Annotated in this window: 14 protein-coding genes; 9 read left to right on the forward strand and 5 right to left on the reverse strand. The window is 54.8% G+C overall.

Annotation, left to right across the window (positions count from 1 at the left end):
- Nucleotide 1 precedes the first annotated feature (1 nt).
- Nucleotides 2–685, reverse strand: coding sequence for a hypothetical protein (locus L4174_RS16285; protein ID WP_248144762.1), 684 nt, complete (start codon nt 683–685; stop codon nt 2–4).
- Nucleotides 686–956: 271 nt separating this feature from the next.
- Between L4174_RS16285 and def the strand changes: the two genes are divergently transcribed.
- From def to L4174_RS16310, 5 genes are all read left to right on the forward strand, one after another.
- Nucleotides 957–1,466 carry a peptide deformylase gene (gene def / locus L4174_RS16290; RefSeq protein WP_248144761.1) on the forward strand — a complete coding sequence of 170 codons (510 nt, stop codon included), beginning with the start codon at nt 957–959 and terminating at the stop codon, nt 1,464–1,466.
- A gap of 15 nt (nt 1,467–1,481) precedes the next feature.
- A complete protein-coding gene (gene fmt, locus L4174_RS16295; RefSeq protein ID WP_248144760.1) occupies nt 1,482–2,426 on the forward strand; it encodes a methionyl-tRNA formyltransferase in 945 nt (314 codons plus the stop codon).
- A 135-nt stretch (nt 2,427–2,561) separates the two neighbouring features.
- Entirely contained in the window at nt 2,562–3,860 is a 1,299-nt protein-coding gene (gene rsmB, locus L4174_RS16300; RefSeq protein WP_248144759.1) for a 16S rRNA (cytosine(967)-C(5))-methyltransferase RsmB, read from the forward strand.
- A 161-nt stretch (nt 3,861–4,021) separates the two neighbouring features.
- On the forward strand, nt 4,022–5,398 hold the full coding sequence (gene trkA, locus L4174_RS16305) for a Trk system potassium transporter TrkA (RefSeq protein ID WP_036752583.1): 1,377 nt from the start codon (nt 4,022–4,024) through the stop codon (nt 5,396–5,398).
- A 6-nt stretch (nt 5,399–5,404) separates the two neighbouring features.
- Nucleotides 5,405–6,850: a TrkH family potassium uptake protein gene (locus L4174_RS16310; protein WP_248144758.1), complete on the forward strand. Its 1,446-nt coding sequence runs from the start codon at nt 5,405–5,407 to the stop codon at nt 6,848–6,850.
- Nucleotides 6,851–6,873: 23 nt separating this feature from the next.
- On the opposite strand, the gene L4174_RS16315 is transcribed toward L4174_RS16310, so the two are convergent.
- Together L4174_RS16315 and L4174_RS16320 are read right to left on the reverse strand one after the other, a co-directional pair.
- Nucleotides 6,874–7,542 carry a hemolysin III family protein gene (locus L4174_RS16315; protein WP_248144757.1) on the reverse strand — a complete coding sequence of 223 codons (669 nt, stop codon included), beginning with the start codon at nt 7,540–7,542 and terminating at the stop codon, nt 6,874–6,876.
- Nucleotides 7,543–7,647: 105 nt separating this feature from the next.
- Nucleotides 7,648–8,442 (reverse strand): sporulation protein, encoded by a 795-nt coding sequence (locus tag L4174_RS16320; protein ID WP_248144776.1) that lies wholly within the window; start codon nt 8,440–8,442, stop codon nt 7,648–7,650.
- Between the two features lie 157 nt (nt 8,443–8,599).
- Between L4174_RS16320 and L4174_RS16325 the strand changes: the two genes are divergently transcribed.
- The 4 genes from L4174_RS16325 to L4174_RS16340 all read left to right on the forward strand — a co-directional run bounded on the left by L4174_RS16325 (nt 8,600) and on the right by L4174_RS16340 (nt 12,231).
- Nucleotides 8,600–8,866: a YihD family protein gene (locus L4174_RS16325; RefSeq protein ID WP_248144756.1), complete on the forward strand. Its 267-nt coding sequence runs from the start codon at nt 8,600–8,602 to the stop codon at nt 8,864–8,866.
- A 167-nt stretch (nt 8,867–9,033) separates the two neighbouring features.
- On the forward strand, nt 9,034–10,464 hold the full coding sequence (gene ccoG, locus L4174_RS16330; RefSeq protein WP_248144755.1) for a cytochrome c oxidase accessory protein CcoG: 1,431 nt from the start codon (nt 9,034–9,036) through the stop codon (nt 10,462–10,464).
- 101 nt (nt 10,465–10,565) lie between these two features.
- Nucleotides 10,566–11,555: a serine/threonine protein kinase gene (locus tag L4174_RS16335; RefSeq protein WP_248144754.1), complete on the forward strand. Its 990-nt coding sequence runs from the start codon at nt 10,566–10,568 to the stop codon at nt 11,553–11,555.
- A gap of 73 nt (nt 11,556–11,628) precedes the next feature.
- Nucleotides 11,629–12,231, forward strand: a complete 603-nt coding sequence (locus L4174_RS16340) for a thiol:disulfide interchange protein DsbA/DsbL (protein WP_248144753.1) — start codon at nt 11,629–11,631, stop codon at nt 12,229–12,231.
- 75 nt (nt 12,232–12,306) lie between these two features.
- On the opposite strand, the gene L4174_RS16345 is transcribed toward L4174_RS16340, so the two are convergent.
- Both L4174_RS16345 and L4174_RS16350 read right to left on the reverse strand, forming a co-directional pair.
- On the reverse strand, nt 12,307–12,591 hold the full coding sequence (locus L4174_RS16345) for a hypothetical protein (protein ID WP_248144752.1): 285 nt from the start codon (nt 12,589–12,591) through the stop codon (nt 12,307–12,309).
- 106 nt (nt 12,592–12,697) lie between these two features.
- Nucleotides 12,698–14,224, reverse strand: a complete 1,527-nt coding sequence (locus tag L4174_RS16350) for a YifB family Mg chelatase-like AAA ATPase (protein WP_248144751.1) — start codon at nt 14,222–14,224, stop codon at nt 12,698–12,700.
- Nucleotides 14,225–14,308: the final 84 nt, after the last annotated feature.

Below are 14,308 nucleotides of genomic sequence, written 5' to 3' on the forward strand. Positions count from 1 at the left end.
CTCAGTGCGCAACCCAATGTGCCACATCGCCGGACCGGATCGGCCCCTGACTCCGGATCACCCGGGCCAGGCTGAACTGCTCCGAGGTATTCTTCACTTCAATCTCCGCCACCAGCGGCCGCCCCAACAAACCACGTTCAATCCGCCAGCATTGCCCCGGAACTAAGCCGTGCCTGGCCCCCCGGTCCAGTACCAGCCAGTCATCCGGAGCCAGATACGTACGCGCCTGCAGTCCGCCAAGAACACGAACAGAAGATGGAGGGGTCGTGTCTGCTGCCTGCGGAAGCAATGCCGCTAACGACAGCAGACGGTCACCCGGGCGAACTTCCTGCAGCCAATCTGTCATCAGAAGACGGCTGCCTTGCGAATCACTGTCCGTCACCCTTACCCGGGCCACCGGAAGCATCCCCCAAACATCAGCGGTTGAATGAGAGTCCGGAACCATATCACTGAACGCCCGGGTCGGGCGGAACACGCCCCATTCGCTCCCTTTCGTCAGGATTTCCCTGACCAGCAGCCCGTCGTCACCAGCCAGATACCGGCGGCTGCTCAGCACAGGGACAATCCGCGGTGCCGCATCCAGCTGCGCCGCAGAGATCAGCCGGGCCTGTGACTCAGAGGATGCCTGCAAGTCACCAGCCCATAATGCCAGACAAAGAACGCCAATCGGATCCAGTTTTCTCATCTTACTTTTCCTGCTTCATCATCATCGTGCCGCAGGATGTCAGAGCTTTTTTCCGCTCGTCACCTCAGTCACGCCCCAGATCATTGCGGTTGCGGCTGGAGTCGCGCTTTCGGGTCATCATTTCAGCCCGCTTTCTTCTTTCTAACGGTCCGCTTCACAGCTGACAGCGCAACAGGGCCGAACGGCAAAGCTGTTCATTAAGGTCGAAAATGACTAGAATTAGAGCAAATACAGTTATTCTCCTTTTATATCTCTATTTTTACGGGAATCTATGTCTGTTCTAAACGTGTTAACTTTCCCTGATGAGCGCCTGCGCACGGTTGCTAAACCCGTCGAAGCGGTCACACCAGAAATCCAGAAAATCGTCGATGACATGCTGGAAACCATGTATGACGAAGATGGTATCGGTCTGGCGGCCACCCAGGTGGATTTTCATCAGCGAATCGTAGTCATTGATATCTCGGAAGAACGCAATCAGCCGATGGTGCTGATTAACCCTGAAATTCTGGAAAAACGCGGCGAAGACGGTATTGAAGAAGGCTGCCTGTCTGTGCCGGGCGCCCGTGCCCTTGTGCCGCGTGCTGCTGAAGTCATCGTTCGCGCGCTGGACCGTGACGGCAAGGAATTCACCTTCGAGGCCGACGACCTGCTAGCTATCTGTGTGCAGCACGAGCTGGACCATCTGGCCGGAAAACTGTTCGTCGATTACCTGTCGCCGCTCAAACGCCAGCGCATCCAGAAGAAACTGGAAAAAATGAAGCGTTACCAAGAGAAAGTCTGATCAGCCGAGGTTATCTTGAGTCAACCCTTACGTATCGTATTTGCTGGTACACCTGATTTCGCCGCCCGTCATCTGGCGGCGTTATTGTCTTCTCAGCATGAAGTCATTGCCGTCTACACCCGTCAGGACCAGCCTGCCGGTCGCGGTAAAAAACTCACGGCCAGCCCGGTCAAAAATCTGGCGCTGGAGCATCAAATTCCTGTTTATCAGCCGAAGACCCTGCGTGACGAAACAGCCCAGCAGGAGCTGGCAGCGCTGAATGCCGACATCATGGTCGTGGTAGCCTACGGATTGATCCTGCCGAAAGTCGTGCTAGAGACACCGCGTCTGGGCTGTATCAATGTACACGGTTCAATTCTGCCGCGCTGGCGGGGTGCAGCACCGATCCAGCGCTCAATCTGGGCCGGCGATGCTGAAACCGGTGTCACCATCATGCAGATGGATGAAGGGCTGGATACCGGCGATATGCTCAATATCGCCACACTGCCAATTGAATCGACCGATACCAGCGCGACCCTGTATGGCAAGCTGGCTGAGCTGGGTCCGCAGGCACTGCTGACCTGTCTGGATGATATTGCGGCTGGCCGGGCTGTGCCTCAGAAGCAGAACGACGAGCAGGCCAACTATGCTGAAAAGCTCAGCAAGGACGAAGCAAAAATCGACTGGTCGATGGATGCCGCAGCGATTGAACGTTGCATTCGTGCCTTCAACCCATGGCCCATGAGCTTTTTTGAAGTAGCGGAGCAAAACGTCAAAGTCTGGCAGGCCGAAGTTGAAGCCGATAACCAGGGCCAGGTACCCGGCACGATTTTATCTGCCGACAAGCAGGGCATTGTTGTCGCGACCGGCAAAGGCGCGCTGCGACTGGTCCAGCTTCAGCCACCGGGTAAAAAAGCCATGGCGGCCCAGGATCTGCTGAACTCCCGCCGCGAGTGGTTTACGCCGGGTACCGTGCTGTAATCTCCGGTTTCGGATCATCATCAGCCAGTGAACAGAATATCTGACTGTTTCACTGGCTTTTTCTTTCGCCGCTCCGGCGGCAGGATGGCAGTCAAACCACTGGCATCCGGTAGTCATCAAGTCAGGAACACACTCATGAATGTAAGAGCTGCTGCGGCCCAGGTGATTTATCAGGTTGTAGATCAAGGCCAATCGCTTTCGACGGCCCTGCCTGCGGCCCAACAAGAGATCAAACCCCGCGACCATGCCCTGCTGCAGGAAATCTGCTATGGCGTGCTGCGCTGGCTGCCGCGTCTGGAATCGGTGACTCAGGCACTGATGGATAAACCGCTCAAAGGCAAGCAGCGGGTCTTCCACCACCTGATCCTGGTCGGTCTCTATCAACTGAGTTTTATGCGGATTCCGGCCCATGCTGCGGTGGCAGAAACCGTGGATGCGACCAAACCCCTGAAAAAGCCCCAGCTGCGCGGCCTGATCAACGCTGTACTGCGTAATTACCAGCGCCAGCAGGAGACACTGGATCAGCAAGCCATGAGCCACGATGCCGGCAAATACGGTCATCCGGGCTGGCTGCTGAATATGTTGCGGGCTCATTACCCGGAGCAGTTGGAAGCCGTCACGTCCGCCAATAATACCAAGGCGCCAATGTGGCTGCGGGTCAATCGCCGTCACCATACCCGTGACCAGTACCAAAGCTTGCTTGATGCTGCAGAGATCAGTGCCGCTGTTCATCCGCAGGCAGGTGACGCCCTGAAACTGGCCAGTGCCTGCGATGTCCAGCAACTGCCGGGCTTTGCCGAAGGCTGGGTGTCCGTGCAGGATGCTGCAGCCCAGTTAGCGGTCGATTACTTGCAGCCGAAGGCCGGCGAGCTGATCCTTGACTGCTGTGCCGCACCGGGTGGTAAAACCGCGCATATTCTGGAACGCGAACCGGGAGCCCGTGTAGTTGCGATCGACAGTGACGACCACCGCCTGCTGCGAGTCAAAGACAACCTGCAACGCCTGAAGCTGGACGCTGAAGTACTGTGTGCCGATGCACGTTTTCCGCAACAATGGTGGCAGGGGGAAGCGTTCGATCGGATCCTGCTCGACGCTCCTTGCTCAGCCACAGGTGTTATCCGTCGTCACCCGGATATCAAATGGCTGCGGCGGGCCGATGACATTGCCGCACTGGCAACGCTGCAGGCCGAAATTCTGGATGCGATGTGGCAGCAACTGAAGCCGGGCGGCACACTGGTTTACGCAACCTGCTCCATCATGCCGCAGGAAAACCGTGAACAGGTACTCGCCTTCCTGGCCCGCACCCCGGATGCAAGTCTGGCGGCTCGCGAAGACAATGGAAGCGACACAGCGCCGGGACGCCAGATCCTGCCCGGTGAATCGGATATGGACGGCTTTTATTACGCCGTACTGGAAAAACGTCCGTCAGTGTGAGTGACAGGGTGAAAGAAGCAGCATTGTTGACAAAATTGCAAAGTTAAGTCTTTGTGCAAACTGGCTAAAAATGCTGCTTCTCTCGCCAAGGCAGTGTACCCTAGGGCTTTTGCCCTTATTGGCAACTGTATCGATCTGAGACCATTTATCAGGCAACAGCTATGAAAATTATCATCCTTGGCGCAGGCCAGGTCGGCGGGACGCTGGCTGAAAACCTGGTCGGCGAGAACAATGACATCACCATTGTCGATTCCAATCCGGAGCGGCTGCGGGAATTGCAGGACAAGTACGATCTGCGGGTCGTGCAGGGCTATGCCAGCCATCCCCGTACCTTACGCGATGCCGGCGCCCAGGACGCAGACATGCTGGTGGCGGTGACCAATTCCGATGAAACCAACATGATTGCCTGCCAGATTGCTTTCTCGCTGTTCAACACCCCAAACCGGGTCGCCCGGATCCGCTCACCGGAATACCTCAAGGAAAAACATCAGCTGTTCCATACCGACGCCGTACCGGTCGATCACCTGATCGCACCCGAAGAACTGGTCACCGGATATATCGAACGTCTGATCGCCTATCCGGGAGCCCTCCAGGTGGTGGGCTTTGCCGATAACAAAGTCGGGCTGGTGGCAGTCAAAGCCTATTACGGCGGTCCGCTGGTGGGCAACGCCCTGTCGGCTTTGCGCGAACATATGCCGCATGTCGACACCCGGGTGGCAGCTATTTTCCGTCAGGGCCGACCGATCCGTCCGCAGGGAACCACCATTATTGAAGCCGATGACGAAGTCTTCTTCGTGGCGGCCAGCAACCATATCCGCTCCGTGATGAGTGAACTGCAGCGGCTGGAAAAACCCTATAAGCGCCTGATGATTGTCGGCGGCGGCAACATCGGAGCCGGTCTGGCCAAACGGCTGGAAAACAGCTATAGCGTCAAACTGATTGAGCGCAACCCGCAGCGGGCGGAAAGCCTGTCCGAAATGCTGACTAATACCATTGTGTTCTGCGGAGATGCATCGGATCAGGAGCTGCTGAGCGAAGAACATATCGAGCAGATTGACGTCTTCATTGCCGTCACCAACGACGATGAGGCCAATATCATGTCGGCCATGCTGGCCAAACGGATGGGGGCCAAAAAAGTCATGGTGCTGATCCAGCGCGGCGCTTACGTCGATCTGGTTCAGGGCGGCACCATTGATATCGCGATTTCACCACAGCAGGCAACCATTTCGGCCCTGCTGACCCACGTGCGGAAAGCGGATATCGTCAACGTCTCCTCCCTGCGCCGCGGCGCCGCCGAAGCAATTGAAGCCATTGCTCACGGCGATGCCACCACCTCAAAAGTGGTTGGGAAAGCCATCGGAGACATTAAACTGCCGCCGGGCACAACCATCGGGGCCATCGTCCGCGGTGATGAGGTACTGATCGCCCACGACCGTACCGTGATTGAGCAGGATGACCACGTGGTGATGTTCCTGGTCGACAAGAAGTACATCCCTGATGTGGAACGTCTGTTCCAGCCAAGCCCGTTTTTCCTGTAAGCAGCTATGGTCAATTTACGTCCCATTCTCTTCGTGATCGGGTTGGTGCTCTCCAAGATCGCCCTGTTCATGTATCTGCCCACCATACTGGCCTTCCTGACCGGTACGGGGGGCTTTATCGATTTTGCTACCGCAGTCATCATCACGCATATCGTGGCCTTTACCTGTCTCAGTCTGGGTAAAGTGAAGGAGTTCAAACTCGGGGTCCGGGATATGTTCCTGCTGACCACCCTGGTCTGGACGGTCGCCAGTGCGTTTGCGGCGCTGCCCTTTATGCTGATTAACCACATCAGCTTTACCGATGCCTATTTCGAAACCATGTCCGGGATCACCACCACAGGCTCCACGGTGCTGAGCGGACTGGATGACATGGCGCCGAGTATTCTGCTGTGGCGTTCAACCCTGCAATGGCTGGGCGGGATCGGATTTATCGTGATGGGGGTCGCCATCCTGCCAATGCTGAACGTCGGGGGGATGCGCCTGTTCCAGACCGAATCTTCGGACTGGTCGGAAAAAAGCTCGCCGCGGACCAAAAACGTTGCCAAGAACATTGTGACGGTCTATCTGAGTCTGACCCTCATGTGCATCCTGGGCTACATGTGGGCGGGCATGAACACTTTTGACGCCATCAACCATGCCTTTACGACGCTATCGACCGGCGGCTATTCAACGTCTGATGGCTCCATGAATCACTTTTCCCCGGCTGCACACTGGGTGGCGATCATCTTTATGTTTGCCGGTGGCCTGCCATTTCTGCTGTTTGTACAGGCACTGCGAAAACGCCACCCGGGCGCTCTGTTCCGGGATGCCCAGGTGCGGGGATATACCATCACCATTGTGATCGTCAGTCTGATGGTCGCCATGTGGCTGTGCTGGCAGGATGGCTATGATTTCAGCCACGCGATCCGGGTGTCCATGTTCAACATCATTTCCGTGGTCACCACCACAGGGTTTGGACTGGAAGATTTCACGGCCTGGGGGGCCTTCCCGACCGTTATTTTTGCCTTCATGATGCTGGTCGGCGGCTGCTCCGGTTCAACTGCCGGCGGATTCAAGGTCTTCCGTTTTCAGGTCGCGATTGCCCTGCTGCGCAAGCAGCTGATGCAGTTAATCCACCCGTCCGGGGTCTTTATCCAGCGTTACAACCAACGCCCGGTTACAGATGGCATCGTCCGTTCCGTGGTGGCCTTTGCCCTGACGTTCATCATGACCATCATCATTATTGCCGCGCTGCTGGCCATGCTGGGACTGGATCCGGTCACCGCCATCAGCGGTTCAGTCACGGCGGTCGCCAATGTAGGACCCGGCATGGGAACCGTCATCGGACCGACCGGAAATTTTGCGACGTTGCCAGATGCTGCGAAATGGCTGCTCAGCCTTGGCATGCTGATGGGACGACTGGAGATCCTGACTGTGCTGGTGCTGGCATTCCCGGCGTTCTGGAAAAACTGATCTGCTGAATGGGTTGCCGGGCTTTACAGCCCGGCGGTCGGCGCCACATACCAGTAAATCGCCAGAAAGTGACACACCGTGCCGCCCAGCACAAACAGGTGCCAGATAGCATGGTTATAAGGGATTTTTTTGTTCACATAGAACACCACCCCCAGCGAATACACCACGCCGCCAACGGCCAGCAGCACCAGCCCGGCAGTCGACATGGCCATCGCCAGCGGATAGACCGCCACCAGAGACAGCCAGCCCATCGCCAGATAAATCACCAGCGACAGCCGCTTGAAGCGATAGACAAACGCGACTTTGAAAATGATCCCCAGCAGGGCAACCGTCCAGATCACCGCCATCAGGGTGACCGCCAGCGGCGTCCGCAGCGTGATCAGCAAAAACGGGGTGTAGGTGCCGGCAATCAGCAGGTAAATGGCACAATGATCCAGGGTTTTCAGAACCCGTTTCGCACTTTCAAAGGGAATGGCGTGGTACAGGGTCGATGCGAGATACAGCAAAATTATGCTGGCGCCGTAAATGCTCAGACTGGCAACACTCAGTGCATCAGCATTCACTTCAACCGCCCGCATCAGCAGCATCACCAGCGCCACAATGCCGAAAATCATCCCGGCACCATGGCTGAGGCTGTTGGCCATCTCTTCGGCCACGGAATATGAATAAGCAGTTTTCTGTTGTCTGGGCATGAGCGCTATCCGCTGTCTTTATAATTCCAGCAGTATGGCACAGTTTAGCTTACACTTGTAAGCTGAATTTCATGGCGCCGTTGTGACAACGGTGCCACACCTTCATCACTGATCGTCAATCTGCTCCAGATACGCGAGAACCCGTTCCCCGGCCTCCGCCGGACTGACCGTCTGAGGGATTGCTAACTGCCGCTTGAGCTCACCGCTACCAAGCAGTCTGGCCAGCATCCCGCTGACGCCGCGCTGACGGCGATCGATGGCAAACCACAGTTTCAGGTAGTCGCCGTCAACCTGAGTGATCAGTTCCAGTTCCCGCCAGCAGCCGTGATAAGGACCGGCGACCGGAACAAACTCAAACACCTGAACAAAGGGCAGGGCGAAACCATCTGTGGCTTCACATTCCACCTGCAACAGCCGGAATCCGGCCTGCTCAAGGGCAGAAAATACGGCATCCAGCAGCGGGTCCGGCCGTATCGTCAGCGGATCCTTGTCCTTGGGATCCAGCGCCAGCGGAATATCCAGGTGAGTTTCCAGCCAGACACCGGAGTCTCCAATGGTGATCGGCGTATTCACGGGCAGATCAAAACGGCAATCAAACTGGCGCTGCTCTCCCGCCCGGAGCGTGAACGCCTCCGGAAGGCTCCACTGCGCCAGAGTATAGGTCTGCTTCACTTTTTCCATCCGGCGTTCGCTGTCGCCTCGGCTGACCGGCATTTCGTCCTCATAGCGGCAGCACAAATACAGATGAATGTTATCTACCGCCTGATCCACTTTGCCACCTTTCACATCAATACGCACCGGCAGGCTCTCGCCGGGCAGCAGGACTTCCGTTTCCAGTACAGTATCAACTCTGGCACCGCCTAACCCCAGACTGGCCAGTGTTTTATGAAAAAGTGACATCATGACTCCTTGTCAGTATTTATCGGTCACGCAAAGGTATGAAACCAGTTTATCTGCCCATTCCGACTTCATCAAGCCACCGGATTGATTGGTTTCAGGGTGCAATTGACCTCTGTTATAATCCCCACAAAGTATAAGCTTATAGAAGGAAGCTGGCATGGCCGAACACCGCATCACAGAATTACTGGCACTGCTCCAGCCATACTGGCAGCAATACCCAGAACTGAATCTGGCCGCCTTACTGGATCAACTGGCCAAAGAAGCAGGTTTCGTAGGACCGCTGAATGAACTCAGCGACGACATCCTGATTTATCAACTGAAAATGTGCGGTGAAGGCCAGGACTCCATGATTCCGGGTCTGGCGAAAGACTGCGAAACCGATTTCAAAACGGCGCTGCTGAAAGCCAGAGGCGTGCTCAAATAAACCATATCATTAATAAGCTTTTATCCGTGCGTTTTTTGAGCGAGGTAGAATATTCAACCAGTTAGATAAGATATAATCACGTTTTATTCCCAATGAACCATGATTGCCCAGGCCATGTACCCGGGCGACGAACGCCAGTATTGGCAATGCCCAAGGAATGCAATGTCATGAGCCAAGAGAGAATTAACATCAAGGATATCACTCCCAAGGAGTTTAATCCGAAAACCCATAAAGGCGGGGACGACCGCTTTAACCCAAGCAACCGCATTTATGTGCGGGCCATGAAAGGAGCTTACCAGCAACTGCGTCAGCGGATGGGCTGGCTGATGATGGGCCTGTTTCTGGCACTGCCCTGGATCACTTACAACGGACGGCAGGGCATCCTGCTCGATATCGGCCGCCAGCAATTCAACATCTTCGGAACCACTTTCTGGCCACAGGATCTGACGCTGCTCGCCAGCCTGTTTATGGTTGCAGCTTTCGGACTGTTTTTTATCACCACCTTTTTAGGCCGCGTCTGGTGTGGCTATATGTGTCCGCAAACGGTCTGGACCTTTATCTACATCTGGTTCGAAGAAAAACTGGAAGGCCCGGCCAACAAACGCCGGACTCAGGACGGTAAATCGCTGACCCGGGAACTGTTGGTGCGCAAGACTCTCAAGCACATTGCCTGGCTGGCGGTCGCACTGATCAGCGGTCTGACTTTCGTCGGTTACTTCCTGCCGATCCGAGAGCTGTTTGCCGATTTCTTTACCTTCAATGCCAGCTTCCTGGCTGCCTTCTGGGTCCTGTTTTTCACCTTCTGTACCTACGGCAACGCCGGCTGGATGCGTTCGATTGTCTGTATCCACATGTGTCCGTATGCCCGTTTCCAGTCGGCCATGTTCGATAAAGACACCTACATTGTCGGCTACGACGCAGCACGCGGTGAGAACCGGGGTCCGCGCTCACGCAAAAAAGATCCCAAAGAACTGGGGCTGGGCGACTGTATCGACTGTAACCTCTGTGTCCAGGTCTGCCCGACCGGAATCGACATCCGTGACGGCCTGCAATATGAATGCATCAACTGCGGTGCCTGCGTCGATGCCTGTAATCAGACCATGGACAAAATGGGCTATCCGCGCGACCTGATCAGCTACACCACAGAGCACAAGCTTGAAGGCCATAAAACCAAAGTGATGCGACCCAAACTGATAGGCTATGGCGTGGTCATGCTGGCGATGTTTGGTCTGATGGCCTATCTGATTGCGACCGTGCAGCCGATGGGGCTGGATGTGATCCGTGACCGGAATCAGCTGTTCCGGATCAATACGGCAGGGCTGGTGGAGAATACTTACACCCTGAAAATCCTCAACAAAACACAGCAGGATGCAACCTATAACCTGAGTGTTGAGGGGCTGGAAGGCGTCGAATGGTATGGCCCGAAACAGGTTCATGTGGAAGCGGGTGAAATCTTTACCCTGCCGATCAGCCTGGGAGTCGACCCTTATGAGCTGGCTCGTCCGATTGTCGACATCCGCTTTGTGATGGAACAGCAGGACGACGACGACGTGAACCGCTTAGTCACCGACAGCCGGTTTATCGGTGAGCTGCGATAAGCCACATTTGGGTGCAAAGTTAAGTAAATAAAGGGCCGCTTACGGCCCTTTTTCATTATGCTGTATACTGATGCAACCTTTTTAAAGATGGCTGTAACACCATGACAGCACTAGATGATTTCAGCTTTGCCGACCTGACCCCGGATCAGCTGCTCAATGCACTGGAAAGCATCGGCGTCTATGCCGCCTCCGGGCTGTTGCCGCTGAACAGTTATGAAAACCGGGTGTACCAGTTTACCGACGATGAAAACCGCCGTTTTGTGGTGAAATTCTATCGGCCACAGCGCTGGACAGATGCGCAGATCCAGGAAGAGCACGATTTTGCCGCCGAGCTGGCCGAGCAGGAAATCCCGCTTGCCGCACCGCTGATGATGTACGGCAATACACTGCACCACTTCGAGCAACACCGGTTCGCGCTTTTCCCGAGTCTGGGCGGACGTCAGTTTGAGGTCGATAATTTTGACCAGATTGAACAGGTCGGTCGTTTCCTGGGCCGGATCCACAAGGCAGGTCAGCAACGGACTTTTATCCACCGCCCGACAATCGGTCTGGATGAATACCTCCTACAGCCCCGGAGCGTACTGGCACAGTCCGGCTTTATTCCGGCGCATCTGGAAGATGCATTTTTTCAGGATCTCGATCGCCTGATTGCCGCACTCACTGAAAGATGGCACAACAACTGGCAGCCACTAAGGATCCACGGAGACTGCCATCCGGGTAACATTTTATGGAGAGACGGCCCGCTATTTGTCGATCTGGACGATGCCCGAAACGGCCCTGCCGTTCAGGACTTGTGGATGCTGCTCAACGGCGACCGCGCCGATCAGCTGGCCCAGCTCGATACTCTGCTCGAAGCTTACGGAGAATTTGCCGATTTTGATCCCCGTGAATTGCAACTTATTGAACCATTACGTGGTCTCAGAATGGTGCATTACATGGCATGGTTAGCAAAACGCTGGCAGGATCCGGCCTTCCCGCGTGCATTCCCCTGGTTTGCTGATGCAAAATACTGGGAAGGGCAAGTCCTTGCCATCAAAGAACAACTGGCAGCCCTCGACGAGCCGCCACTGCAGCTGATGCCCCAATGGTGATCAGTCTGACTTAAATCCGAACGCTGGTGCCTGTATCAGGCACGGCATTGATTTTTCAGGGAGAACCCGATACATGTTTAAACAACTTTTCGCACTGGCAACCGCAGCGCTACTGTCTTTTTCGGCTTATGCCACCCAGTTTACCGAAGGCGACTACTATCAGGTACTGGAACAACCAAAATCTTCCAATCAGGTGGTCACTGAGTATTTCTCGTTTTACTGCCCGCACTGCTACAACTTCGAACCCCTGATCCAGCAGCTGAAAACCAAACTTCCGGACAATGCCAAGTTCCAGAAAAACCATGTGTCCTTCATGGGCGGTAACATGGGTACTTCCATGAGCAAGGCTTATGCAACCTCCGTGGTCCTGGATATTGAAGACAAGATGATCCCGGTTCTGTTCAGCCAGATCCACAAGCTGAATAAAGCACCGCGTAACGACGAAGAACTGCGTCAAATCTTCCTGGACAACGGTGTCAAAGCTGAGGATTTCGATGGTGCCTTCAACAGCTTTGCTGTGAACTCGATGGTCAATCGTTACAACAAAGGCTTCCGTGACAGTGGCCTGACCGGCGTCCCATCGGTTATCGTCAACAATAAATACCTGGTAAAAACCGACAAAGTGAAATCAGCCGATGAGTACTTCGAGCTCATCAACTTCCTGCTGAAAAAATAAGTCTGATTTCTCGATGAAAAAAGGGCCGGATGGCCCTTTTTTTATATCTAAATGAATCTGGAAAGCGAACAACCACTAGATCCTGAGCTGTTTACTGAGCCAGTCACAGGCTCTCATAGAGTAATACATCAAGAAAACAAACCCCAAACCTATCAGAAAAATAAGACCAATAACCAACCACTTATTTGTCATCTCCATTACGGGAGCATTAATATCCACACCAAATAAGTTAGGGAGCATATTGATAAATATTGTGACCAAGACGCCATCAATCGCAAATGCAACATTCATCAGTATGAAACGCAGAAAACGATAAAACTTTGTCCGTCCTTCTGCGATTGAAAATGGATGATCTTTCATATCAACTTCCGATTTAAATACTCGTCAACATTACCACCAAACCCAACAAATCAAACTAAAATCAATCTCTTAATTTAGCAACCAGCATTAAACGCAGAAGTTCGGTTCACACCACCTGACTCGTCAATTGCTTCAGCAATCGATCCATGGCGCGGTAGCCTAATGCCTCAGCCAGATGCGCCCTTTCAATGTCAGGCTTACCGGCCAAGTCGGCGATAGTGCGGGCAACTTTAATAATCCGGTGATAGGCGCGAATCGACAGCCCGAGTTGATGCAGGGCAGTTTCGAGGAATTCCGCATCAACTTTGGCCAGGGCACAGTGTTTATCCAGCTCACGGGTTCCCAGAAGGGCATTGATCTTACCACTGCGGTGATGCATCCGACTGCGTGCCTCAGCCACTCTTTCCTTAATCACAGGCGTGGCTTCGCCTCGATCGCCGCCCTGCGCCAGTGTTCCCCGGGGCAGGGCTGGTATTTCAATCGACATATCAAACCGGTCCAGCAAAGGGCCGGAGAGTCGTCCCAAATAGCGCAATATCGCCTGAGGATTAGTGCGCGCCTGGCTGCCTTCGTAGTAACCGGTCGGACTGGGATTAAGTGCCCCGATGAGCTGAAACCGTGCCGGAAAGGTGGTTTTGCTGCTGGCACGAGAAATCACGATCTCGCCAGATTCAAGCGGTTCCCGTAAAGAATCCAGCACTTTCCGCTCAAACTCCGGCATTTCATCTAAAAACAAAATGCCGTTATGAGCCAGCGAGATTTCACCGGGGCGGGGGATCGAACCGCCACCGACCAGTGCTGCCATTGAACTGGAATGATGCGGTGCCCGAAACGGACGATTGCGCCAGTTACCGGCATGGAGCGACTGAGCGGTCAGAGAAGTAATGGCAGCGGTTTCCAGTGCTTCCTCAACAGCCATCTCGGGCAGCAGATCGCACAGCCGCGAGGCCAGCATCGTCTTACCGGTGCCGGGCGGGCCGACAAACAGCAGGTTGTGACCGCCTGCAGCTGCAATTTCCAGCGCCCGTTTTCCCTGCTGCTGACCGATAATGTCCTGCATGTCCCGGCCGTGATTTACCTGCTCGCGCTGTCCCGGTTCCCGGCAATGCAGCGACAAGGACTCCTGTCCACACAGATAAGCGCAGACCGCCAGCAAACTGGCGGCTGATTTGTGTCTGTCGCGGCCCACCAGCGCGGCCTGATCCCCATTGGCATCCGGCAAAACCAGACAACGGTTGGCCTCTTTGGCCGCCAGTGCGGCGGGCAGGGCGCCTTTCACTGGCCGCAGTTCACCGGAAAGCGCCAATTCCCCTAAAAACTCATGATCGTGCAGCTTACTATCAGGAATCTGCCCGGAAGCTGCAAGAATACCCAAAGCGATGGGCAGATCAAACCGACCGCCTTCTTTCGGCAAGTCCGCGGGCGCCAGATTGACCGTAATCCGCCGGGCCGGAAATTCGAAATTGGCATTCACGATGGCACTTCTGACCCGGTCTCTCGCTTCCTTCACCGTCGTCTCCGGCAGCCCAACCAGATTCACCGCAGGCAGACCATTACTGAGGTGAACTTCAACGGTAACAGCCGGAGCATCAACTCCGACACAAGCCCTACTGTGCACGATTGCCAGCGTCATTTTCATCCCCTTGAATATCGAAATTAACCACCTTCTCACTAAATATCTGAGGTGAGGCAGCACAATGTCTGCAAGATATCCAAT

The sequence above is a fragment of the Photobacterium sp. CCB-ST2H9 genome (assembly GCF_023151555.2).
Taxonomy (GTDB): domain Bacteria; phylum Pseudomonadota; class Gammaproteobacteria; order Enterobacterales; family Vibrionaceae; genus Photobacterium.